General features: G+C 64.9%; 23 protein-coding genes. 15 read left to right on the plus strand and 8 right to left on the minus strand.

Translation table 11 applies throughout. From position 1 onward, the window contains the following. Positions 1-19: 19 nt before the first annotated feature. Entirely contained in the window at positions 20-2,020 is a 2,001-nt protein-coding gene (locus tag ACVMIH_RS33340) for a hypothetical protein (RefSeq protein ID WP_456864717.1), read from the minus strand. A gap of 444 nt (positions 2,021-2,464) precedes the next feature. On the opposite strand from ACVMIH_RS33340, the gene ACVMIH_RS33345 reads away from it, so the two are divergent. Beyond that, a complete protein-coding gene (locus ACVMIH_RS33345; RefSeq protein WP_456864719.1) occupies positions 2,465-3,277 on the plus strand; it encodes an amino acid kinase family protein in 813 nt (270 codons plus the stop codon). Positions 3,278-3,291: 14 nt separating this feature from the next. Then, entirely contained in the window at positions 3,292-4,116 is an 825-nt protein-coding gene (locus tag ACVMIH_RS33350; protein ID WP_316398829.1) for an amino acid kinase family protein, read from the plus strand. A gap of 50 nt (positions 4,117-4,166) precedes the next feature. Here the strand turns inward: ACVMIH_RS33350 and ACVMIH_RS33355 are convergent, their stop codons facing one another. Then, positions 4,167-4,451, minus strand: a complete 285-nt coding sequence (locus ACVMIH_RS33355) for a hypothetical protein (RefSeq protein WP_456864721.1) — start codon at positions 4,449-4,451, stop codon at positions 4,167-4,169. A gap of 300 nt (positions 4,452-4,751) precedes the next feature. Here ACVMIH_RS33355 and ACVMIH_RS33360 point away from each other — a divergent pair, with 300 nt between their 5' ends. Beyond that, positions 4,752-5,123: a cupin domain-containing protein gene (locus tag ACVMIH_RS33360; protein WP_456864722.1), complete on the plus strand. Its 372-nt coding sequence runs from the start codon at positions 4,752-4,754 to the stop codon at positions 5,121-5,123. 26 nt (positions 5,124-5,149) lie between these two features. On the opposite strand, the gene ACVMIH_RS33365 is transcribed toward ACVMIH_RS33360, so the two are convergent. The 3 genes from ACVMIH_RS33365 to ACVMIH_RS33375 form a co-directional block, all read right to left on the minus strand. Next, on the minus strand, positions 5,150-6,283 hold the full coding sequence (locus ACVMIH_RS33365) for an acyl-CoA desaturase (RefSeq protein ID WP_253590514.1): 1,134 nt from the start codon (positions 6,281-6,283) through the stop codon (positions 5,150-5,152). 232 nt (positions 6,284-6,515) lie between these two features. Continuing rightward, positions 6,516-6,725, minus strand: coding sequence for a cold-shock protein (locus ACVMIH_RS33370; RefSeq protein ID WP_028341292.1), 210 nt, complete (start codon positions 6,723-6,725; stop codon positions 6,516-6,518). Between the two features lie 296 nt (positions 6,726-7,021). After that, entirely contained in the window at positions 7,022-7,630 is a 609-nt protein-coding gene (locus ACVMIH_RS33375) for a TetR/AcrR family transcriptional regulator (RefSeq protein ID WP_456864724.1), read from the minus strand. Between the two features lie 112 nt (positions 7,631-7,742). On the opposite strand from ACVMIH_RS33375, the gene ACVMIH_RS33380 reads away from it, so the two are divergent. From ACVMIH_RS33380 to ACVMIH_RS33415, 8 genes are all read left to right on the plus strand, one after another. Next, entirely contained in the window at positions 7,743-8,438 is a 696-nt protein-coding gene (locus tag ACVMIH_RS33380) for a PspA/IM30 family protein (RefSeq protein ID WP_456864726.1), read from the plus strand. 83 nt (positions 8,439-8,521) lie between these two features. Further along, positions 8,522-8,797 carry a YiaA/YiaB family inner membrane protein gene (locus ACVMIH_RS33385; RefSeq protein WP_038384293.1) on the plus strand — a complete coding sequence of 92 codons (276 nt, stop codon included), beginning with the start codon at positions 8,522-8,524 and terminating at the stop codon, positions 8,795-8,797. A 304-nt stretch (positions 8,798-9,101) separates the two neighbouring features. Continuing rightward, the gene (locus ACVMIH_RS33390) at positions 9,102-10,169 is read left to right on the plus strand and encodes a hypothetical protein (RefSeq protein ID WP_456853243.1); all 1,068 of its coding nucleotides are present in this window, start codon (positions 9,102-9,104) and stop codon (positions 10,167-10,169) included. Continuing rightward, positions 10,166-11,041 carry a HesA/MoeB/ThiF family protein gene (locus ACVMIH_RS33395; RefSeq protein WP_076827627.1) on the plus strand — a complete coding sequence of 292 codons (876 nt, stop codon included), beginning with the start codon at positions 10,166-10,168 and terminating at the stop codon, positions 11,039-11,041. Before ACVMIH_RS33390 ends, ACVMIH_RS33395 begins: the two co-directional genes overlap by 4 nt. Next, positions 11,038-12,243, plus strand: coding sequence for a hypothetical protein (locus ACVMIH_RS33400; RefSeq protein WP_456864727.1), 1,206 nt, complete (start codon positions 11,038-11,040; stop codon positions 12,241-12,243). The genes ACVMIH_RS33395 and ACVMIH_RS33400 overlap by 4 nt, the downstream gene beginning before the upstream one ends. Beyond that, positions 12,240-13,361 (plus strand): GNAT family N-acetyltransferase, encoded by a 1,122-nt coding sequence (locus ACVMIH_RS33405; RefSeq protein ID WP_076827623.1) that lies wholly within the window; start codon positions 12,240-12,242, stop codon positions 13,359-13,361. The genes ACVMIH_RS33400 and ACVMIH_RS33405 overlap by 4 nt, the downstream gene beginning before the upstream one ends. Further along, complete coding sequence (locus ACVMIH_RS33410; protein ID WP_253588138.1) at positions 13,358-14,353, plus strand: nitroreductase family protein; 996 nt, start codon at positions 13,358-13,360, stop codon at positions 14,351-14,353. Before ACVMIH_RS33405 ends, ACVMIH_RS33410 begins: the two co-directional genes overlap by 4 nt. A gap of 82 nt (positions 14,354-14,435) precedes the next feature. After that, complete coding sequence (locus tag ACVMIH_RS33415; protein ID WP_024581255.1) at positions 14,436-14,642, plus strand: hypothetical protein; 207 nt, start codon at positions 14,436-14,438, stop codon at positions 14,640-14,642. 277 nt (positions 14,643-14,919) lie between these two features. Here ACVMIH_RS33415 and ACVMIH_RS33420 read toward each other — a convergent pair whose 3' ends face one another. Next, entirely contained in the window at positions 14,920-15,771 is an 852-nt protein-coding gene (locus ACVMIH_RS33420) for an SDR family NAD(P)-dependent oxidoreductase (RefSeq protein ID WP_456864729.1), read from the minus strand. A gap of 192 nt (positions 15,772-15,963) precedes the next feature. Here ACVMIH_RS33420 and ACVMIH_RS33425 point away from each other — a divergent pair, with 192 nt between their 5' ends. Further along, positions 15,964-17,460, plus strand: coding sequence for an aldehyde dehydrogenase family protein (locus ACVMIH_RS33425; protein ID WP_253590513.1), 1,497 nt, complete (start codon positions 15,964-15,966; stop codon positions 17,458-17,460). A gap of 271 nt (positions 17,461-17,731) precedes the next feature. On the opposite strand, the gene ACVMIH_RS33430 is transcribed toward ACVMIH_RS33425, so the two are convergent. Further along, positions 17,732-18,115, minus strand: coding sequence for a winged helix-turn-helix domain-containing protein (locus ACVMIH_RS33430; protein WP_057017887.1), 384 nt, complete (start codon positions 18,113-18,115; stop codon positions 17,732-17,734). A 161-nt stretch (positions 18,116-18,276) separates the two neighbouring features. Here ACVMIH_RS33430 and ACVMIH_RS33435 point away from each other — a divergent pair, with 161 nt between their 5' ends. The 3 genes from ACVMIH_RS33435 (at position 18,277) to ACVMIH_RS33445 (ending at position 21,777) form a co-directional block, all read left to right on the plus strand. Continuing rightward, positions 18,277-19,404 carry an alkene reductase gene (locus ACVMIH_RS33435; protein WP_456864731.1) on the plus strand — a complete coding sequence of 376 codons (1,128 nt, stop codon included), beginning with the start codon at positions 18,277-18,279 and terminating at the stop codon, positions 19,402-19,404. Positions 19,405-19,466: 62 nt separating this feature from the next. Further along, complete coding sequence (locus tag ACVMIH_RS33440; RefSeq protein ID WP_456864733.1) at positions 19,467-19,982, plus strand: GFA family protein; 516 nt, start codon at positions 19,467-19,469, stop codon at positions 19,980-19,982. Positions 19,983-20,112: 130 nt separating this feature from the next. Next, positions 20,113-21,777, plus strand: coding sequence for a thiamine pyrophosphate-binding protein (locus ACVMIH_RS33445; RefSeq protein ID WP_456864735.1), 1,665 nt, complete (start codon positions 20,113-20,115; stop codon positions 21,775-21,777). 245 nt (positions 21,778-22,022) lie between these two features. On the opposite strand, the gene ACVMIH_RS33450 is transcribed toward ACVMIH_RS33445, so the two are convergent. Continuing rightward, the gene (locus tag ACVMIH_RS33450) at positions 22,023-23,408 is read right to left on the minus strand and encodes an LLM class flavin-dependent oxidoreductase (RefSeq protein ID WP_456864737.1); all 1,386 of its coding nucleotides are present in this window, start codon (positions 23,406-23,408) and stop codon (positions 22,023-22,025) included. Between the last annotated feature and the right edge of the window lie 206 nt (positions 23,409-23,614).

The raw sequence follows: 23,614 nt of genomic DNA on the forward strand, positions 1-23,614 counted from the left end.
CGACGTCACGCCGGGGCAGCTAGACGATGGTCGAGAGCGTGAACGCGTGCCACGCACTCCAGTCAATACCATCATAGGCGCGCACATACATCGTCTCACTGCCGGTGGTGGCGCCGCCACGCATCCAGATATCATCGAGGTCGGCGGCATTGACGTCGATCACGGTGCTGGCTGCCCAATGGGAATTCGCAGAGGTCCAGAAATAGCCGCTGTTGGCGTTGCCGCCGCCATCCCAAAACTGATAGGCGGCCGCGGGATTCGCGTCAGCGTCAGCATAGGACACCAGGTTGCCGACCTGGCTCCACTCGTTGACATGCAAGGTCTGATTGCTGATCGAGGCATCGGGTGCGTGGTTTGCCAGGCTGGTCACGGTGAAGCTGTCCCAGGCACTCCAGCTCGTTCCGTCGAAAGCGCGCACAAACATGGAATCGGTACCGGCCGCGGTGCCACCTCGCACCCATACATTGGCGAGGTCGGACGCCGAGACGTCGATGACCGTGCTGGACGCCCAGTGTGAATTGTCGGGCGTCCAGAAATAGGCGCTGGTCGCAGCCCCGCCACCGTCCCAGAACTGGTATTGGGTGATTGCATCGCCGTCAGTGTCGGATGCCGTCGTCCAGTTGACGAGCTGCGCCCACTGCGCGGCGTTCAGCGTTTGATCGTTGATCGTCGCGGTCGGAGCAGTATTGGTCGACGTCAGATTAAAGCTGTCCCAATTGCTCCAGGCGGTACCGTCGAATGCCCTTACCCACATCGTCTCGGAACCGGTCGTCGAGCCGCCCTTGATCCACACATTGGCCAGATCGGATGCTGAAACGTCGATCGTCGTGTTGGCAGCCCAGTGGGAATTGTCGGGTGTCCAGAAATAGGCGCTGGTCGCGCCCGCGCCGGCGTCCCAGAACTGGTATTTGGTGATCGTGTCACCTTCGGCATCGGTGGCAGTGAGCCAGCCTTGCGGTTTGCCCCATTGATTGACGTGCAGCGACTGGTCGTTGATGGTCGCGACCGGAGCCGTGTTCGGCGTCGACGTCACGGTGAATGTGTCCCAGGAGCTCCACTCCGTTCCGTCGAATCCCCTTACCCACATCGTCTCGGAACCGGTTGTCGAGCCGCCATGGATCCAGACATTGGCGAGGTCCGCAGCCGAAACGTCTATCGTCGTGTTGGCAGCCCAGTGGGAATTGTCGGGTGTCCAGAAATAGGCGCTGGTGGCGGCGGTGCCGCTATCCCAGAACTGGTACTTCGTGATCGCATCGCCATTGGCATCGGTCTTGGTCAACCAGTTGTCGACGGTGACCCATTGATCGATATGTATGGAATGATCACCGGCTGTCACGACGGGCGGAGTATTGGCCGACGTCAGCGTGAAGCTGTCCCAGTTGCTCCAGTCTGTTCCGTCGAACGCTCTGACCCAGAACGTCTCTGCACCGGTTGTCGAGCCACCCTTGATCCAGACATCGGCCAGGTCGGCGGCCGCCACTTCGATCGTCGTGTTGGCAGCCCAATGATCATTGGTGGAAGTCCAGAAATAGGCGCTTGTTGCGGAGGTGCCGCTGTCCCAGAATTGATATTTGGTGGCTGCATCCCCGTTGGCATCGGAGTAGGTCAGCCAATTCTTGGCTTGCGTCCAAGTATTGGTGTGCAGCTGCACGTCGGGGACCGTGACGACCGGCGCAGTGTTTGGAATCGTCGTGAGCGTGAAAGACGTCCAGTTACCCCAATCGGTCCCGTCGAAAGCGCGTACCCACAGTGTCTCGGTGCCGCCGACCGCACCAGCACGCACCCACACGTCGGAGAGGTCAGAGGCCGAAACTTCGATCGTCGTGTTGGCGGCCCAATGGTCGTTGGTGGAAGTCCAGAAATAGGCGCTGTTCGCAGCTGTGCCGCCGTCCCAGAACTGAAATTTCTGCGCGGGATTGCCGTCGGAGTCGGCATAGGTGAGCCATGGCTGTATTTTTTGCCACTGATTGTACAACAGGCTGTGGTTACCAATCGTGACGACCGGTGCGGAATTGGCCATGGTTTGCTTCCTCGTGGGGTGCGCCGGTCGAGACCGGCTAATTTCCAAGGTGCAAGGCAATCAATTTTGGCCCGTGAGGCGGGCCAGGCTGAGATTAGTATCGTCCGGCTGAGATCAGCGCATTCCGAAGAAATCGTTAATATCAAATTCAGGATCGCAGAATTTCAATGCAGCATCTATGGTGGGTGTCACACCCATCGTCGAGTCGCGTGCGGCAAAACGTCATAGGTATCCCGTTCCGAACGGCCTCGCAGCGGGTGTCGCGACACGCACTCGCCGGTGCCATTCGCGATGGTCTATCCCCGCCGTTGCGGCTTGAGACGCGCCAGGCTTGCCGTTAGCCGTGCAATTCGAACACGGGTCTTTGCGAGACACCGGTGGAGACATCGAACATCGCGGGCCGATGGAAGCAATGCCAGGCGCATTGGAGAAAGGACGTTTCTCATGGCGAATACGACGGCGGAGCTTGAAGCGCTGCTGATGCAGCGATCGTTGACCGATCCGCAGCTTCTGGCGACGGCCGAGGCGGCATCGGACTTCCGGATCCTGCCGGATGCCACCGTGATCAAGATCGGCGGGCAAAGCGTCATCGACCGCGGCCGCGCCGCCGTCTACCCGCTGGTCGATGAGATCGTCGCGGCCCGCAAGGCGCACAAGATCCTGATCGGGACCGGCGCGGGCACCCGCGCCCGGCACCTCTATTCGATCGCGGCCGGGCTGCGGCTGCCGGCCGGCGTGCTGTCGCAGCTCGGCGCCTCGGTCGCCGACCAGAACGCGGTGATGCTGGGCCAGCTGCTCGCCAGGCACGGCATCTCCGCGGTCAGCGGCGCCGGGCTGTCGGCCGTGCCGCTTTATCTTGCCGAGGTGAACGCCGTGATCTTCAGCGGCATGCCGCCTTACGGCCTCTGGATGCGGCCGGCACCCGAGGGCATGATCCCGCCCTATCGCACCGACGCCGGATGCTTCCTGGTCGCCGAACAGTTCGGCTGCAAGGCGATGATCTATGTGAAGGACGAAAACGGTCTCTACACCGCGAACCCCAAGACCTCGAAGGGCGCGACCTTCATCCCGAAGATCTCGGTCGCCGAGATGAAGGCCAAGGGGTTGCAGGATTCGATCCTCGAATTCCCGGTGCTCGATCTGCTCGCCACCGCGCGCCATGTCCGGCAGGTGCAGGTCGTCAATGGCCTCGTCCCCGGCAACCTCACCCGTGCGCTTGCGGGCGAGCATGTCGGCACCATCATCACCGCGAACTGAGCAGGGACACGACCATGGACGACACCATCAAGCACGTCGCCTCGCCGCTCGCGCGCCAGACCCTGCTCGACAGCGATCTCACCCGTCCCGTCGCCGGCGGTCGCCCGATCCCGCTGCTGCCCTGGGTGCAGGTGGTGAAGATCGGCGGCCGCTCCATCATGGATCGCGGCCACGAGGCGATCCTGCCGATCGTCGCCGAGTTGCGTTCGCTGCTGCCCGAGCACCGCCTGCTGATCCTGACCGGCGCCGGCATCCGCGCCCGTCATCTCTACAGCGTCGGCCTCGATCTCGGCCTGCCGGTCGGCTCGCTCGCGCCGCTCGCGGCGAGCGAAGCCGGCCAAAACGGCCACATCCTGGCCTGCCTGCTCGCGCCGGAGGGCGTGTCCTATATCGAGCATCCGACCATCGCGAGCCAGCTTGCGATCCATCTCTCCGCGGCCCGCGCCGTGGTGGGCAGCGCGTTTCCGCCCTATCACCATCATGAATTCCCGGTCTCGCGCATCCCGTTGCATCGCGCCGACACCGGTGCGTTCCTGATCGCCGATGCGCTCGGTGCCGCCGGCCTGACGATCGTCGAGGATGTCGACGGCGTCTACACCGACGATCCGAATGGTCCCGAGGGGAAGAAGGCGCAGCTGCTGCGCGAGGCCAGCCTCGCCGACCTTGCGAAGCTGAAGGGCACGCTGCCGTTCGATCCCGCGCTGCTCGAGGTGATGGCCAATGCGCGGCATATCGAGCGGGTGCAGGTCGTGAACGGCCTCGTTCCCGGCCGGCTCGCGGCGGCGCTGCGTGGCCAGCATGTCGGATCGATCATCCGCACCGGCGCGCGGCCGGCCTGATACCGATGTAATGCTCGCGCGTCGCGTTTAGGCGGCGCGCGACCGAGGGACTACTTGATCGTCGCGTGCACGGTGATGACCGAGGTGCCGGATGCCTTCGGCCCCTGGCCCGTTGCCTTGATGGCAAAGGTGTCGCTGCCCTTGTACTTGGCCTTCGCCCTGTATTCGAAGGTCGATGCGTTGATCTTCTTCAGCTTGCCATAGGCCGGCTTCTGCGAGATCGCGGAGTCCGTCACCGTGCCGCGGATCCCGATCGGGATCTGGCAGCTTTCGCCCGAGGCGACGTCGATATCGCCGCTCGAATTCTCGCCCCAATCCGCCAATGTCATCGACATCGAACATTCCGGCACGGGCTGCGCCGAAGATGCCGGCGTGACATTTAATGCAAAGATGAGCGCCAGGGCGGCGATCCCCGACGCCCGCGTCGTGACGATACTCGTTTTCATGCAAGGCCCACTGCTGAAGGTTCTCGCAGGAATCCTGCAACGTGGGAGCAGGGGTGGCAAGGGCTTCGCCTCGCCCGCGCGACATGTGTTGAAATGCTTGGGCGCTTGTTGCGTCGTTGAAGCGCCCCCATAGTCACCGCAGCCTTGATCTGAATGGGGCAAAGGCGCGCGTGACAGGGAAGGGTTCCAATGGCTGAAAGCAGCGACGGTCAGGCAAAAGCCCAACAAGCCGGATTCGCCGGCGTCACCCGCAGGACCCTTGAGCGTCTCGCTTTGCCCGGCGATGATCGCGAGCTTGTCGTTGCCGAGGTGACCTTTCCGCCCGGCGGGGGCGCCCCGCTGCATCGGCATCCCGTTGGCGGCGTGGTCTTCATCGTCGAAGGCGTTGCCGAGTCCGCGTATGACGACGAGGCGCCGCGCCAGTATCGGGCGGGCGAGACCTTGCAGGATCGCCCTGACGTTCCGCACACGCTGTTTCGCAATTGCGATCCGGAACGGCCGCTGCGCTTCCTGACGATCTACGCGCTCGAGCCCGGGCGCGCCTACGCGATGGAGCCGTGAGGTCGGGAAAAGGCCAAGGCAAAATGTTACGGTTGGCTCACCTGAGGTTTCGGGCTTGCGCCGGCCATCCGAGGTGGAACCGCGAGCAGGAGGCAAACCGACTCCACCAGGAGTTCATGCGCACGGTCGACAATGTCGTCCAACGAACTTGTCTTCGCGAACATGGCCTGGGCTTCAGCCAACAACCGGTCGCGCGTTGGTATGCTGGGCAGATGCAAGTCGGCGCGATGCTGTAACAGAACAAGCGCTTCCCGCACCGACAATCCGGTTTCGTGGACCGACGATTTGATGGCCTGCGCGATGTACTCGGGATTGAAGCGACCAGCGAGTTGTTCAGCCGTTCGCTTTATCACACGCGATCCCAAGCGCTGCTCGTTGCGGAGAACCAGCGTGGGCGGCGCCTTCAGATCCCAGACAATACCGAGCAAGGACAAAGTCACCAAAACATAATAGGTCACATCAATCTCCCACCACCGGAAGCCTTGCCGCGCACTGCTTTGGTAGGCGTGATGATTGTTGTGCCAACCCTCACCCATCGTAAACAGAGCCAGCAGCCAATTGTTGCGGGAGTCATCGCCCGTAACGTACCGCTTGCGCCCGTGAACATGCGCGAGGGAGTTGATGCAAAACGTGGCGTGATACAGCAGCACGGTGCTCCAGAAGAAACCGACCACGAGCCCGGGCCATCCGGCGATGAGGAAGCACAGACCTGCGACCACGATCGCCGGCAAGACCTCCAATCTGTGAAGCCACATCAATTCCGGATACGAGGCAAAATCCGCAACTTTCGTCAGATCAGTTGCATCGTGCTGTCGATAAAAAATCCACCCGAGATGACTGTGCACGAAGCCTTTATGCCCCGGCGAATGCACATCTTGCTCGGTATCCGAATGAAGATGGTGATGTCGATGTTTCGCGGCCCACCAAAGGACGCTTTTCTGAGCGCTGCTTTGGGCGAGGAATGCGAGGATGAATTGAAAGGCCCGGCTTGTTGAATAAGCCCGATGCGAGAAGTACCGATGATAGCCGGCGGTGATCGCAAACATGCGCAGCCAATACAGAGCGACGCAAATTGCGGTCGCTTGCCATGAGACGCCCGTCCAGATCGCCGCCAGACACCCTGCGTGGACCAGCAGAAACGGGAGGACCTGCGGGTACATGATGTCGTCGTGCTGCCGAGCTGGATCGATATTGGTGGACACGCTCGCGACCTCAGCTGCTTCGATGCGCGGGCCGTTTCGCCGGCAGACGGTTCAAGTCCTGGTCCTGGCGGGCATTGCGCGCGGTGTTGACAAAGAGAACCCCGCGGCCGGGTGACCGGTCGCGGGGTCGCGTAACCAGAGGCTTTGCCAGTTCATCCGTGGTCAAAGCAGCATGGCCAATTGTCGCAGCTTACACCGCGCGCAGATTGTCCGCAGCAGATTTGCCGGTCCGGCGGTCTGCAACGATCTCAAAAGAGACCTTCTGTCCCTCGTTGAGGGTGCTCATGCCGGCGCGTTCGACTGCGCTGATATGAACGAAAACGTCCTGGCCGCCCTGGTCCGGCTGAATGAAGCCGAAACCCTTCTGGCTGTTGAACCACTTCACAGTTCCCATGCTCATGGAAAATCGTCCTATAGATGCGTGTTTGGAGCCGCACTCACGAGTGCAGCGGGCGAATTCGAAGTTCAGGGGGTGAGGGTCGTCAGTCAGGCACGCTATCAGCGGCGAGGCCAAGTCGTTCGGCCGAAATTCGATCAGCGGTAGATAGCTACGGTTCGGTCATTCCGCAAGTGGCTTTCCCCCTTTCTGACCTCGGCCGCTGCGTCCCCTGGGGCAACGGCTGCAATTCACGGTGCTCTGCGGCAACTTTGCTTGACCGGATGGCGGGGACATCGTGCGGTTTGGGGCCACGCGGCTTAATCCTTCTTCGCCGTCAGTCCGTCGACCATCGCGCGCGTCAACGTTGCGATCTCGCTCCGCAGCGCGCCGATCGGCACCGCGATCAGCTTGTGCTCCAGCCCGAGCGCGACCATGCCGTGCACGGCGGAGAACAGGCTGCGCGCAGTGACGCTGAGCTGCGCCGGCGAACGCTGCGGAAACAGCGTGGCGAGCGGCTTGTAGATGTGGCGGAACAATTCCATCTGCTCCGTGATTGCCCATTCCGGCACCGGCTTGCCGGGCTGCATGCGGTGCTCGAACAGCGCGCGCCACAGTTCGAGATTGTCGGCGGCGAAGTCGCAATAGGCGACCGCGATCCGCACCAGCATCTCGCGCGGCGCCGCCGCCCCGCCGATCTCGGCCAGCGACAGCGACGCATCGAGCCGCGCCAGCGTGCGCGAGCCGACGCGCAGGATCAGCTCGTCGACATCCTCGACCAGATTGTAGACGCCGCCATTGGCGACGCCGATTTCCTGGGCCAGTTCTCGGGTTTTTAGGCCGCCGAGACCCTTTGCCGCAATCGCCCGTTCCGCTGCCTCGATCAGCGCTTCTCGCAATTTTGCACGTCGTTCCAATGCCTTGGACATCTTTGATCCTTCGTTAACCTTCATCTTGAGCGTCGCTCAGATAATTCTTGAGCAATGCTCAGTATGTGGTACAAGAGATTCATGAGCGATGCTCATAACAGGGAGCGATGAAATGTTCAAAACTGTTTTCACTCTTTTCCGCGGCACCGTTGCGGTGGCCGAAGAGGAACTTCAAGACCGCACCGCGCTGGTCATCCTCGACCAGCAGATGCGCGATGCCGCCGCCGCCGTCGACCGCTCGAAGCGGACCCTGGCGCTGGCGATCGCCGGCGACCAGCAGGAGGGCCGGCGGCTCGACGCCACCAACGCCCGGATCGCCGATCTCGAGGTGCGCGCGTCGGCGGCACTCGATGGCGGCCGGGAAGACCTCGCCCGCGAAGCCGCGCAGGCGATCGCCAATCTCGAAGCCGAGCGCGACGCCGCGATGACCGCACGCGCGCTGTTCGCTTCCGAGATCACCCGGCTGAAGCGCCATGTCGGCACCGCCGAGGCGCGCATCGCCGAGCTCGACCGCGGCCGCCGGCTGGCCCGCGCATCGGAAGCGGTGCGTTCGCTGCGCCGGAGCGGCATCGAGGCGGTGCGCCCCTACGAGTCGACGCTGCCGGAAGCGGAGGCGACGCTGAAGCGGCTGCGCGAGCGACAGATGGAGATCCAGGCCGCCGACGAGGCGTTGGTCGAGATCGACGCCGCCTCGGGACCATCAGCCACCGCCGAGAAGCTCGCCGAGCAGGGCTTTGGCCCGCGCATGAAATCGACCGCTGACGACGTGCTGGCGCGGCTGAAAGCCAAGCGCCCGCCAGCAGCCTGAAATCCCAAGCCTGAAACCTCAAGCCTGAACTTCAAGTCTGAAACCAAGCCAATTTCAAACCATCTATCATCAAGGAGACGACCATGAACCAGACCATCCAACCCCACAGCGGCAGCTGGGTTACCTTCACCTACGCGTCCTTTGCAGCCTCCGCCTTCCTCGTCGCCGTCGGCGTGTTCTTCCTGCCGATCGACCTCTGGATGAAGGGCTATCTCACGATGGGCATCGTGATGCTGATCCAGACCTGCGTCACGCTCACCAAGACGGTGCGCGACAATTACGAGAGCAGCAAGTTCGTCAACCGCATCGAGGACGCCAAGGCGGAGCGCCTGCTGATGGAGGTCTCCAAGGCAGGGTGAGCCGAAGTCAAGTCGAAGCGGCGGGTGGTTTCTCACCCGCCGCTTTCGTCGTTCCGGGGACTTGGCCGACCCCGCCGTCATTGCGAGCGCAGCGAAGCAATCCATTCTTCCGCGTATGCCGAGCGATGGATTGCTTCGTCGCTATCGCTCCTCGCAATGACGGTGTGGATAGGCCGCCGACCGCTTACGGCCAACTTGTTCCGTTTCCGGAAGGCCTTGTTTACCGTGCGGCAAACAGCGTCAGGTTGCGCTCATGGCTCCTTAACAGGGGCGAGTGCAGAGATCGCGCCCGAGGGACAGAGAAATGGCGTCCACGGACAATCCCACGCCGGCTTCGCGCGGCAGCAAGAGCCTTGCCAAGAGTCTCGGCAAGGCGCGCGCCGCCTTTGACGGTCTGCGCAGCCATGGCGGCTTCTGGCTGAAGGCGCTGTCGCAGCCGACCATCGACCTCAGCTTGCGCACCCAGGCCGGCCAGCGCACCCGCATCGTCGAATCGCCCGGTCTGTCGCTGCCGAGGGACGAGCTCGACGCGCTGGTCGAGCAGCTGCGCATCGTCGCCGCCAAGACGCTGCCCGAGGAGAGCCTGACCTACGGCATCTTCTCCGGTGAACCCGAGCGGCTGTCGCGCGCCGTCGTCACGCTGATCTCGGAGGAAGACACCGGGCGGCCGATCGCCTTCAACGCGCTGTCGGTGATGGACGTGCCGCTCGACGGCGAGCCGGCCGAGGTCACCCATCTCGGCCTCGTCATGGTCGATCCCGATGTGCGCGGGCAGGGGCTGTCCTGGGTGCTCTACGGCCTGACCGCGCTGGTGCTGTTCGCCCGCGACGGGCTGCGGCCGAAATGGATCTCCAACGTCACCCAGGTGCCGGCGGTGGTCGGCATGGTCAGTGATACATTCTCGGACGTCTACCCGTCGCCGCTGCCGGGCGCGCGACAGAGCTTTGCGCATCTCCAATTGGCGCGCGGCATCATGGCAAGGCATCGCGCGGTGTTCGGCGTCGGCGACGAGGCCGGCTTCGACGAGGCGCGCTCGGTCATCACCAACGCCTATACCGGCGGCTCGGACGCGCTGAAGAAGACCTTCGAGATCGCCCCGAAACATCGCAACACAATCTACAACGAGTTCTGCGCACGCGAGCTGGATTACGGCCGCGGCGACGACGTGCTGCAACTCGGCCGTGTCGATCTTGCCGGCGCACGCCGCTATCTCATGAGCGAGGTGCCCTCGGGCTCGCTGCCGTCGCTGCTCGCGGCGTCCGCGATGCTGGCGCTGCAGCGGCTGGTGCTGCCGGTGGTCTACTGGATGGACGACAGCCGCGCCTTCGGCACGCTGCGTCCGCGCAAGCAGGATAACGGGGCCGCGCGATGAATTTCGACTACTATTCCTTCACCGGCCGCAATATCGGCTTCATCGACGAGCACGAGCAGCAGCTGCTGCGTCAGGCGCGGGTGTTCGTCTGCGGCGTCGGCGGCATGGGCGGCGCGGCCTTCATGGCGCTGGCGCGCGCCGGCGTCGGCAAATTCGTGATCGCCGACATCGACCGCTTCGAGGTCTCCAACCTCAACCGCCAGGTGTTCGCCTTCGCCGACGAGGTCGGGCGCGAGAAGGCGGCGGTTGCCGCCGAAGCCGCAAAACGGATCAATCCAACCATCGAGATCGAGGTGCTTGGCGAGAACTGGACCAGCGAGCTGGCCGGGATCGCCGCGCAGTGCCCGGTCATCGTCAACGGCATGGACGATATCGCCGCCGGCGTGCATCTGTACCGGACCGCGAAGCGCGCCGATGCAACGGTGATCGACGCCTATATGTCGCCGCTGCCGTCGGTGATCGTGGTGCGCCCGCACGATCCGCGGCCCGAGCAGCGCCTCGGCTTTCCGACGCTTGGCAAGGACTGGACCGAAATCACCGAGGACGACCGCCGCGCCGCGATGCGCGCCGAGATCGAGCACGTGATGCTGCACTCCTCGTCGCGCAACTATGTCGACCTCGCCATCGCCGGCGAAGTCGCCGCCGGCCGCCGCAGCCGGATGTCGTTTGCGCCGATGGTGATCTCGACCGGCATGCTGATGGCCTATGAGGCGGTCGCGCTGATCCTCGGCCGCACCTCCGGCACCGATTGTCGCGGCTGGTTTCTCAACCCGCACCGGCCCGCGATCGAGAAGCCGCGCAATGCGCTGGTCGCCGCCTTGATGCGTCCGCTGGTGCGGCGGGCCATCGATGAACTGACGGGCGGCAAATGACCTCCGGGGTGATCGCCGATTCCATCGTCAATCTGTGCGGCGCCATCGGGCTCGCCGTGGCGATGATGACGTTCTACCGGCGCGATCCGAGGAGCCCGTTGACGCGCCGCCTGCTGCTCGCGCTCGGCGTGATCGCGATTCTGTTCCTCGACCGCGGTCTTGCCTGGTGGACCGGAAGCCGCCTGCTCGACCGCCTCTCGGTGATCCCGGCCTCGCTGGTCCCGCTCGGCGCCCTGATCGTCACCGAAGGCATCCTGCGGCGCCACGCGCCGCGCGCGGTCAAGATCGCGGCGCTCGCGGGCGCCATCCTGCTCGGTCTCGGCGGCCTGTTCGGACTGCAACGGCTGGCGATGCCTTACGCGATCGCGCTGGCGCTGGCGCTGTTCCAGCTGCTGGGTTTCGCCACCTGCGCGCTGCTGTTGGCAACGCGCGATCGCGCCTCGCTGATGGCTGCGGAGAACCGCAGCATCGGCCGCATGGCGGTTGGCGCGCTGGTCGTGATCCCGTTCATCCTGACCGATTTCCGCACGCTGTTTCCCGATATCCCCGTGCGGCTCGGCGCGCTGGGCGCGCTGCTCACCGTGACCGTGATGCTGATCGCCGGCGGCGGCGCCGAGACGCGCCGGCACGGCCTTGCGATGATGGCGCTGCGGCTGATCTCGTCGGGCCTGCTAGGCCTCGCCGCTGCCTTCATGGCGCCCGACGTCGACGCCGCGCAGATGATCCGTTTCGTCGCGGTTGCGATCGCCGGCGTCCTGACCATCGGGTTGATGACGGACGCGCTGCGGGCGCTGTTCGAATCGCAGGAGCCGGGCGTGCTCAACTCAGTCGCGGCATCGCCGGCGCAGACAAGGGAGCAGTTGATCGCCGAGCTGGCGCGGCACCCGATCTTCGAAAGCGCGCGGCGCTTCCGCGAGAACGAGCTTGCGCTCTACGATCCGCCGCTGCTGCACGACTTCCTGTCGACACGGCGTGTGCTGCGGCGGTCCGACGCGCCGTGGGGACTGGCGCCGACCGATCCCGCGGCCGAGCGCATCGTGTCGCTGATCGCAGCCAACAACGCCTCCCATGTCATCGTGCTCGGACACGATCCGCTCGACCTGATCGTGCTCGCGGTGCCCGTCACCGCGGCCGACCCCGCCACTGAGACCGCGCTGGCGCTGGTGCGCCGGCTGCTGGCGTTGACCCCGGAGGCCAAATGACATCAGAGATCCGCGAGGGCGACCGCAGGGCGGCATTCGACGCCGCGCTCAACGCCTATGGGCCCGACAGCCTTTACGTGCCGCCGCTGTGGAGCGATTTCGACCGGATGTTCGATCCGGCGAAGAACCCGTTCGTCACCGAAGGCCACGGCCGCTATGCGCTGTTCTCCGCGCATCGCGATGGGCGGCCGGTCGGCCGCATCGCCGCCTCGATCCACGACGCGTCCAACCGCAAGCACGGCACCCGCCACGGTGCATTCGGCTTCTTCGATTGCATCGACGATGACGAAGTGGCCGATGCGCTGCTGCGCGCCGCCGAGCAATGGCTGTCGGCGCGCGGCATGAGCCGCGTCACCGGCAACTTCAACCTCACGGCGATGCAGCAGATCGGCGTGATGACCGACGGGTTCGACCATGCGCCTTTCACCGACATGATGTGGTCGCCGCCGCACATTGCACAGCATCTCGAACGCGCCGGCTACGCCGCGACCTTCCCGATGACGACGTTCGAGATCGCGCTCGACGGCGGCAAGCCGGAGCAACTGCTCGGCGACAAGCAGCGCGCCGTGCTCGCTGACCCGGATTTCGTCTGGCAGCCGATCAAGCGTTCCGCCTTCAAGGTGCGGCTGGAGGATGCGCGGCTGATCCTCAATGACGGCTTTGCCGACAATCCGATGTTCGTGCCGCCGACCGCCGCCGAATATCTGTTCCAGGCCGGCGACATGATGTGGATCATCGACAACCGGATTTCGACCGTGGTTTATCACCGCGGCAGGCCCGCCGGCGCGATCATCGCGATCCCTGACCTCAATCCGCTGATCAAGGCGATCGATGGCCGGGTCGGGCTGTCAGCGCCGTTCAAATTCGTGCAGCACCGCGTGATGAACAGGCGCGCGGTGCTGATCTATCAGTCGGTCTGCCGCGACCTGCACAATCGCGGCCTCAACGGCGCGATGCTCTACCGCACCGCGCTGGCGTTGCAGGAGGCGGGCTACCGCACGCTGGGCGGCACCTGGATCGCCGATATCAACGGTCCGTCGCTGCGCCAGGTCGAGAAGGTCGGCGCAAGGCCGCTGCACCGGCTGCATCTGTTCACCAAGCGGCTGGCCGCAGCATGAGCGCGCTGACGCCGGATCTGCTGCGCGAGCTGGTCGCGGAGGCGCGGCTGGCGCCGAGCGTCCACAACATCCAGCCGACCCGCTGGCGCCTGCTCGGCGACGGGCGGCTGGCGCTGGTCGATGCGACCCGCGTCCGCGCCCCGGTCGCCGATCCCGCGGGGCATGATGTTCTGGTGTCGCACGGCGCGGCGCTGGAGGGTATGAGTCTCGCGCTTAACCGCCGTGGCTTCGCAATCACGGGCATCACCACGCTCGAGCAGCCGCTGTCGCCGCAACTTACCGTGCTCTGCTCCTTTGCGATCAAGCAAGGAGCCGAGCCCGATCTGCTGGCGGACCTCGTGGCGCGCCGCATGTCGTGGCGCGGCAAGTTCGCGGCGTCGCTTGATGATGCGGCGGCGCTGGCGCAGCTGGTTGCCGCGCGCGACGATGTGATCTGCATTGGCGATCGCCGGGCGATTGCCGATATCGCCGGCTGGGCCGATCGGGCCGAATTCTCCTTTGTCCGCGGTGACGACTACCGGGCCGAGCTGCTCGCATGGATGCGGCTGTCGCCCGGCCATCCGCACTATCTGCTCGATGGCCTCAACCGTGATGCGCTGGCCATGAATGTGGTCGAGGCCACCGCCGCGCGTTACGTGCTCGGCAGCCTGTTCAAGCCGCTCGATCGTCTCGGCCTCGCCGCGTCGTTGCTTGCCGACGGCGCCAAGACCGCGTCGGCATCGGCGATCGTGCTGTTTTGCCGTCCCGTCGGTGAGGATCCACTCACGACCGGACGCCATTTCTACCGCGCCTGGCTGGAGATCGATCGCGCCGGTTTCGCGGCGTGCCCGATTTCGGCGCTATCAGATCATCCTGACTTCAACGACCGGCTGCGAAAGCTCGGCAAAATTGGCGCCGATCTGCGCCTCGTCAATGTGTTCCGCATCGGCCGGCCGTCAAAACCGATCAAACCGCGGCATTTCCGGTTGCCGGTTGACCGGCTCATTGTCTGAAAATTAAGCTGCAATCCCCGCTGTCAAAACTTCACGCGGTCGTGCTATGACGCCGCCCGCTAACCAACGACCGGTGGAGATGATGTCGAAGCAATCGCTGCGCGAGGAGGCCGAACGCCTCATCCGCGAGACCATGGAAAAGCGGAACTTGGTCATCAAGCAGGGCACGACCCGGATCGAGGCCGTTTGCGGCAAATGCGGTGCGCCGAACCGGGTGCAGGCGGAAAAGGGCCAGTCCCGCGTCAAGTTCACCTGCAAGAACTGCGACCACAAGCAGGAAACGCTGTGAGCGGGGCCGCGCTCCCGTCATCCTGACAGAATGTGAATGTATTCAGCGTCGTCCTGGCTTTCGCCAGGACGACGGCGTGCGGAGGCCGCTCGCTACAATTCTCGACGACGCTTCCACGTCATTGCGAGCCACCCGGTCGGCGCGAAGCGCCGCCGGATGACGGGCTTCCGCGAAGCAATCCATCCTTCCGCGTATGCGGTGCCATGGATTGCTTCGTCGCTTCAGCGCAAAATTGCTTTGCAATTTTGTCGCGAACTCCTCGCAATGACGGGTGGCCCTACCTCCCCTTCACGAACGTGGCGAAAGCATCGCCGTAATCCGGATGCCAGCGCGACAGCGGCGGGCGGTTCTCGACGATGTCGCCGGCGGCCCACAGGATGCGGCGTTCGTCGAGTGCGCGCGGCACGTCGTTGTCGGGGCAGAGGATATAGAAATCGCCGGCATCGAGGCGTTCGATCATGAAGTCGATGGTCTGCTCCGCTGTCCAGGCGCCGGCCGGCTTCTCGGTGCGGCCGCGCGCGGTCAGCCCGGTAAAGACGAAGCCGGGGATCAAGAGATGCGCCGTGATCTTGCAGCCGGCGGTGTTGCGCAGCTCGTGCTGCAGCGCTTCGGTGAATGCCTTCACGCCGGCCTTGGAAACGTTGTAGGCGGGATCGCCCGGCGGCGTGGTGATGCCCTGCTTGGATCCGGTGTTGATGATCAATCCCGGCCGGCCGCGCTTGATCATGTTGGGCGCGAACGCCTGGGTGCCGTTGATCACGCCCCACAGATTGACGCCAAGGATGCGCTGCCAATTGTCCGCGGGCCCGAACATCGCACTGCCGGGCTGGATGCCGGCATTGTTCATCAGGATGTCGGTGCCGCCGAACTTTTTCGCGACCGCGGCCTCCAGGCTTGCGACCGCGTCGGCGCGGCTGACGTCGACAGCCGCCGTCATAATGTCATCAGCGCCGCCCGGCGCCGCAGATGACAGCTTTGTCGCAGCATCCTTCAGCCGGTCGTCGTCGAGGTCGGCGATGCAGACCTTCATGCCGGCCTGCGCGAACCGCAATGCGGCGGCAAGTCCGATGCCGGAGGCGCCGCCGGTGATCACGGCAACATGATTGGCTGATATCACGGGGTGGGGCATCTGCGGTCTCCGGACACATGTGTGGCTGAGGTGCGGTCGCTATCGTACCATGCACGCACGCGCATGGGAGGTTTTCGTGCGTGCCGCCCTGATCAACGCCGGCTCGGCTTTACGGTTTCGCGTTCGCGCTGTAGAATTCGGGATATAACGCTTCCAAAAGACCTCAGCCGACATTTTACAGGGAGTGCAAACATGGCTGTTTCGCAGGCTGTTCCGATCACGCGCCATCCTTATGCCGATGGCTCCTACAAGAAGATGCTGATCGACGGCAAATGGGTCGACGCCGCCTCCGGCAAGAAGTTCGAGACGCACAATCCCGCGACCGGTGAATTGCTCGCGTCGGTCGCCGAGGGCGATGCCGAGGACATCAACCGTGCGGTCGCGGCGGCGCGCCGCGCGTTCGAAGGGCCCTGGAGCAAGGTGAAGCCGTTCGAGCGGCAGAACATGCTGCTCAAGCTGGCCGAACTGGTCGAAGCCAATTTCGAGGAACTGTCTCAGCTCGACACGCTCGACATGGGCGCACCGATCAGCCGGACCCGCGGCAACCGCCTGCGCGCGCTCGGCATGCTGCGCTACTATGCCGGCCAGGCGACCGCGATCCACGGCGAGACCATCGAGAACTCGCTGCCCGGTGAGATCTTCTCCTACACGCTGAAGGAGCCGATCGGCGTGGTCGGCGCGATCATCCCCTGGAACGGGCCGCTGACCGCCTCGATCTGGAAGATCGGCCCGGCGATCGCGACCGGCTGCACCGTGGTGCTGAAGCCGGCCGAGGAATCGCCGCTGACCTCGCTGCGCATCGGCGAACTCTGCATGGAGGCCGGCATTCCGCCCGGCGTCGTCAACGTCGTGCCGGGCTATGGCGAGACCGCGGGCGCCGCGCTTGCCTCGCATCCGGATGTCGACAAGGTCGCCTTCACCGGATCGCACGTCACGGGCCAGTCGATCATCCGCGCCTCGGCCGGCAACCTCAAGCGCGTCTCGCTCGAACTCGGCGGCAAGTCGCCGGACATCGTGTTCGCCGACGCCGATCTCGACGCCGCGGTGCCCGGTGCGGCGATGGCGGTGTTCGCCAATTCCGGCCAGATCTGCAGCGCCGGCACGCGGCTGTTCGTCGAGCAGAAGGTCTATGACGAATTCGTCGGCCGCGTCGCCGAGTTCGGCAGGAAGCTGCAGGTCGGCAACGGCCTCGATCCCAACACCCAGATCGGCCCTTTGGTGTCGCAGCAGCAGATGGACCGCGTGTCGGGCTATCTCGACATCGGCCAGAAGGAGGGCGCCAAGGCGCTTGCCGGCGGCGGCCGCCTCACCGAGGGCGCGCTGTCGAAGGGCTATTTCGTGCAGCCGACCGTGTTCGCCAACGTGCAGGACAACATGCGTATCGCGCAGGAGGAGATCTTCGGCCCGGTGATCTCGGCGATCTCGTTTAGGGATCCGGACGAACTGATCAAGCGCGCCAACGCCACCACCTTCGGCCTCGGCTCGGGCGTCTGGACCACCAATGTCAGCAAGGCGCACCAGGTCGCCAAGGCGCTGCGCGCCGGTTCGGTCTGGGTCAATTGCTACCAGGCGATGGACCCGGCGGTGCCGTTCGGCGGCTACAAGATGAGCGGCTACGGCCGCGAGTCCGGCAAGCAGCACGTCGAGGAATATCTCAACGTCAAGGCGGTCTGGATCAAGACGGGCTAGCGCCGCTTCTTACCTCTCCTCGCCTGCGGGGAGAGGTCGGATTGCATCGCCAGATGCAATCCGGGTGAGGGGTACTCAACGCTCGGCGTGTTCGCCGAGGGGAGCTCTCCGCTCCAACGCCCCGCATGATTTCGGAATATTAGAATAATACCCCTGATTTGCCCGACGCGTCAAGTTGGGTTGTCGAACGCCGGCCGTCGCCGGCTCCTTTGCATGGGGTTGTTTTCGATATTTTCGTAAGCGCCCCAGCGACAGCCGCCGGTTCCTGCGTTCACCGCCCGGCAGCCTTCTTCGGCTTGCCGATGTCGCTGCGCAGCGCCTCGAGATCCCTGCGCACGGCGCTTGCCGCGTCGCGCTCGATCTTGCGGTAGCGCGCCACCAAGGAGAGGCCGAACGGGGTCAGCACCGCGCCGCCGCCATTCTTGCCGCCGGTCTGCCGTTCCACCGCCGCCTGCCGGCAGATGCGGTTGATCTCGTCGACCAGGTCCCAGGCGCGCTTGTAGCTCATGTCCATGGCGCGACCGGCGGCGGAGATCGAGCCGCATTCCTTGATCCGCTCAAGCAGCAGGATCTTGCCCGGCCCGATCCGGTCCTCGGCATCGAGGTCGATGCGGACGCTGAGGGAGGGGAGCGATGAGGCGCTCGATTTCGACATGGGAGACCTGTTCTCGTGGCAACAGATTGCCACTACCCGCTTTCATGAACAAGATGAACCCGTTAGATAACGGGCATGATCCGGAAAAGTGGGTACCGGTTTTCCGGGCGGATCATGCCCAGACGACAATGGGAAATGACACAAGATTAATTGGGGCAGGCATGAATCCTCCGTCGCTGTTCTCTCCGCTCAAGATCGGTCCCTACCAGCTCGAACATCGCGTCGTGATGGCGCCGCTGACGCGGATGCGGGCGGCGCGGCCGAGCCTCGCGCCGCGGCCGATCAACGCGGAATACTACGCGCAGCGCGCCACCCCGGGCGGCTTGCTGATCGCGGAGGCCTCGCCGGTGGTCGCGACCGGCTTCGGCAATCCCGGTGTTCCCGGCATCTATAGCGAGGCTCAGATCGCGGGCTGGCGCGAGGTGGTGGATGCCGTGCACGCCAAGGGCGGCTTGATCTTCCTGCAACTCTGGCACGTCGGTCGCGTCTCGCATTCCTCGTTCCAGCCGGGCGGCGCGCTGCCGGTGGCGCCGTCGGCGGTCGCGATCCCCTCCGAGTTCAAGTGCATGACGGCGGACGGCAAGGTGGTCGATTACGAGACGCCGCGCGCGCTCGAGACCGACGAGGTCGCCCTGATGGTCGAGGCCTACCGGCAAGGCGCGAAAAACGCGCTCGCCGCCGGCTTCGACGGCGTCGAGGTTCACGGCGCCAATGGCTATCTGATCGAGCAGTTCCTGCAATCGCGCAGCAACCTGCGCACCGACCGGTATGGCGGCTCGATCGAGAACCGCGTCCGCTTCCTGATGGAGGTGACGCAGGCGGTGACCGAGGTCTGGGGCGCCAGCCGCGTCGGCGTCCGGCTCTCGCCCTACGGCATCGCCAATGGCAGTGGCGAGGCCGACCCGATGCCGCTCTACAGCCACGCCATCACGGCGCTGGACAAGCTCGGGCTCGCCTATCTGCATTTCATCGAGCCGCGCGCCTCGGGCACCGGCCGCGCCGAGGTCGATTGGCAGAACGTGCCGTCCGCGATGGTGCTGTACCGCCCGATGTGGAGCGGCGTGCTGATCACGGCCGGCAATTTCGTCGGCGAAACCGCGCAGAGCGCGGTCGCCGAAGGTCATGCCGATGCGATCGCGTTCGGCCGCTACTTCATCTCCAACCCGGATCTGCCGCGCCGTCTGCAGCGCGGCTATCCCTTGACCAAGTACAACCGCGCCACCTTCTATGCCGGCGAGGAGAAGGGCTACACGGATTATCCGGTGCACGACGAATTGGCGCAGGCGTAACTCTTCGTAGCCCGGATATCGCTTCGCTCGTCCGGGCTACGATGCCTTGATGGGAGACCGTGATGTTTCCGGACGACGAGTTCGAGCCGACCAAAAAGCCAAAGCCGGTGGCGCTGGCGAAGCCCGCGGCCGGCCAATGCCTGTGCGGCAAGGTGCGGTTCGAGATCGACGTGCCGGCGCGCTGGGCCTGGCATGATCACACCGCCGCCAGCCGTCGTGCGCACGGCGCGGTTTACGCGACCTATGTCGGCAGCTGGAAGAAGCGCTTCCGCATCACGCAAGGCGAAAGCGAGCTGTCGCGTTACGAGGACGCGAAAAGCAAGACCGCGCGCAGCTTCTGCGCCAATTGCGGCACGCCCATCATCTACGAACGCGCGCGGTCGCCGCACATGGTCAACATCCCGCGCGCGTTGTTCTCGGGGCGCACCGGCCGGCAGCCGCTCTATCACATCGCGATCGAGGAACTGCAGGAATGGGCCTACACCGGCGAGCCGCTGGTGCCGCTGAAGGGCTATCCCGGCGTGGTCTGGCAGCGCTCGAAAAAGAGGAAGCGCAGCGAGCGTGAGGGGATGTTCTAGCGAGTGCTTCACCTCAGGCGCGCGCCTGCGGAATGCGGCCATGACCGCTCGCTCGATTGCCCCTCGCGCGCAAGTTTGATCATCTCCCTTGATCCCCGTCGGCCAACGCGCCGACAGGCCTGGAGGGAACATGAAGAATCGCATTACCGGCCGCTCGGCATTTTTGGCGCTGCTGAAGGATGAGGGCGTCACCCATCTGTTCGGCAATCCCGGCACCACCGAATTGCCGATCATGCACGCGCTGAAGGATCATCCCGATCTCACCTATGTGATGGCGATGCAGGAGAGCCTGGTGGTCGCGATGGCCGACGGCTTCAGCCGCGCCTCCGGCAAGCTGGTCGCCTGCAATGTTCATGTTGCGCCGGGCCTCGGCAACGCGATGGGCTCGCTCTACAATGCCAGCTTCACCGGCACGCCGCTGATCCTCACCGCCGGTCAGCAGGAACAGGGCCATGGTCTGACCGAACCGGTGCTCTACGGTCCGCTGGTGCAGATGGCGACGCCGCTGGTGAAATGGGCGGTCGAGGTGACGCGGCTCGAAGACCTGCCGCGCATCGTGCGCCGCGCCGCCAAGATCGCGACCACGCCGCCGACCGGGCCGGTGTTCATCTCGCTGCCCGGCGACATCCTCAATTCCGAAGCCGGCATCGAGCTCGGCCGCTCCACCCGGATCGACACGCGGGTGAGGCCGTCGGAGGATTCGCTCAAGGCGCTGGCCGCGCGCATCCTGAAAGCGGAGCGACCGGTGATCGTCGTCGGCGACGAGATCGTGAAAAGCGATGCGCTGCGCGAGGCGGCCGATCTCGCCGAGACGCTGGGCTGCCCGGCCTGGCAATCGTCGACTCCTTATGGTTCGCACTTCCTCTCCGAAAGCCCGAGCTTCATGGGCGCGATCGCGCGGCTGCAGAAGGTCGCGCGCGACGTGCTGGCACCGCATGATCTGTTGATCGCGCTCGGCGGCGATCCGCTGCGGATGTCCGTTTACAGCGAGGTCGATCCGTTGCCGGACGGGCTCTCGATCGTGCAGGTCGGCCTGGTCGACAGCGACCTCGCCAGGAACTATGGCGCCGAGATCGCGGTGAAGGCGGACGTCAAGGAAACGCTGCGCGCGCTGGTGCCGGCGTTGAAGGAGGCCGGCGGCGGCGCGCTGGAGACGCGTGCCAGGCAGGGACTCGCGGCCTTGTCGACGAAGAACTGGGCGGCGAAGCGCAAGGCGCTGGTCGAACAGATCTCGAAGGCGAGTCAGACCTCGCCGATCGATCCGGACTGGCTGGCGTTGCAGGTCGTGGAGGCGATGCCCGACAACGCGATCCTGGTCGACGAGGGCCTGACCTCGTCGCGTCAGATCATTGGCTTGCGGCCGCATCGCGACCGCTACGGCTATCACGCGCTGGCATCCGGCGGCATCGGCTGGGGCCTGCCGGCCGCGGTCGGCGTCAGCCTCGCCAATCCAGAGCGGCCGGTGGTGTGCTATTCCGGCGACGGCTCGTCGATGTATTCGATCCAGTCGCTGTGGACCGCCGCCAATCACAAGCTGCCGCTGACCTTCGTCATCGTCAACAATGGCGGCTACCGCATCATCAAGCAGCGCCTGCTCGCCTTCCACGGCGACGACAACTATGTCGGCATGGATTTCATCGACCCGCCGGTCGATTTCACCGGCGTCGCACGCTCGCTTGGGCTCGAGGCGATCAGGATCACCGACCCGCAAGAGCTGAAGAGCGTGATGAAGTCGGCGTTCAGCCGCCCGGGTGCGAAGCTGATCGAGGTGGTGGTGAGCAATGCGGTGAATTGAGCAAGCCGCGCGCTTGCTGCCTCCCCGTCATCCTGAGGTGCGAGCGAAGCGAGCCTCGAAGGATGTACGGCCCGCCTGGTGGCCGTCGATCCTTCGAGACGCGCGCAAGAGCGCGCTCCTCAGGATGACGGGATGGGCAGATGTGTGTGCCGCGTCATTGCGAGGCACGAAGCGACGAAGCAATCCATGATCCCGCATATGCGGAACGATGGATTGCTTCGCTTCCCTCGCAATGACGGCGCGGATCATTCCGCCGCAGCACTCCGCTTCACCCGATACCGTGTCGCCGGATGCGTCGCGTCCAGCCTCGCACGCCCTGCGCCGAACAGCTTCTCCCGCAAGGTGCCCTTCGCATACTCCCGCTTGTAGCGGCCGCGCTTGACGAGCTCCGGCACCAGCATGTCGGCGATGTCCTCGAAATCGCCGGGTGAGATCGCAAACGCGACATTGAGGCCGTCGACGTCGGTGTCCTCGAACCATTGCTCGATCTTGTCGGCGACCTGCTCCGGCGAGCCGACCACCACGGGGCCGGCGCCGCCGATGCCGACATGCTCGGCGACCTCGCGCACGGTCCAGACCCGGTCGGGATCGGCGCGGGTGACGTTGTCCATCGCGGAGCGGCCGGCGTCGTTCTGCACGTGGCGGACCTCCTGGTCGAGCGAATAGGTCGAGAAGTCGACTCCGGTCCAGCCCGACATCAGCGCCAGTGCGCCTTCATGGCTGATATGGCTGCGATACTCGGCGTACTTCGCTTTCGCCTCCGCCTCGGTCGGCGCCACCACGACGCACATCATCGAGAACATCAGGATCTCGGCCGGGTTGCGGCCCTTCGCGGCGGCGAGCTCGCGGATCGCCGACACCCGCGGACCGATCACCTGCGCCGACGGTCCCGACATGAACACGCATTCGGCGTGCTCGGCGGCGAACTGCCGGCCGCGCGGCGAAGTGCCGGCCTGGTAGAGCACCGGCGTGCGCTGCGGCGACGGCTCCGACAGGTGGATCGCGTTGAGCCGGTAGTTGTTGCCGTCATGGCGTACCGGATGCACCTTGCTCGGATCGGTGAAGATGCCGCGCGCGACGTCGCGGATCGCGGCGTCGTCCTCCCAGCTGCCTTCCCAGAGCTTGTAGACCAGCTCCATATATTCGTCGGCGAGCTCGTAGCGGTCGTCATGCGCGGTCTGCTTGTCCTTGCCGGCGCCGCGCGCGGCGGAATCGAGATAGCCGGTCACCACGTTCCAGCCGACCCGACCGCCGGTGAGGTGATCGAGCGTCGACATCCGCCGCGCGAACGGGTAGGGCGGCTCGAAGGAGAGATTGCTGGTGACGCCGAAGCCGAGATTTTCGGTCACCGCGGCCATCGCCGGGATCAGCATCAACGGTTCGTTGGCCGGGGTCTGCGCCGCGTTGCGCAGCGCCGCATCCGGATTGCCGGCATAGACGTCGTAGACGCCGAGCACATCGGCGAGGAACAGGCCGTCGAACCGGCCGCGCTCCAGCGTCTTCGCCAGATCGATCCAGTAGGACAGCTTGTTGTAGTCCTTGGTGCGGTCGCGCGGATGGGTCCACAGACCCGGCGACTGATGCGCCACGCAGTTCATGGCAAAGGCGTTGAGCCGGATTTGTTTTGTCATTGTAGAAAACCTTGGTCGAAACCTTGCGCGCCGCTTCGAATGCTGCCCGGTGATGCCGGGCGTCCCGCTTCAACTTGTTGCGACTTCCCACGTTTTGGCAAGGCCCATTCGCATTTCGCGCCCTTCCGGTCGCGAGCCGATCCCGATAGGTTGCGCCCCTCCAGAAGCATGATCGGGACGCCAAGCCATGGCGTTCCGGTGCGATC

The sequence above is a fragment of the Bradyrhizobium sp. USDA 4503 genome (assembly GCF_054055815.1).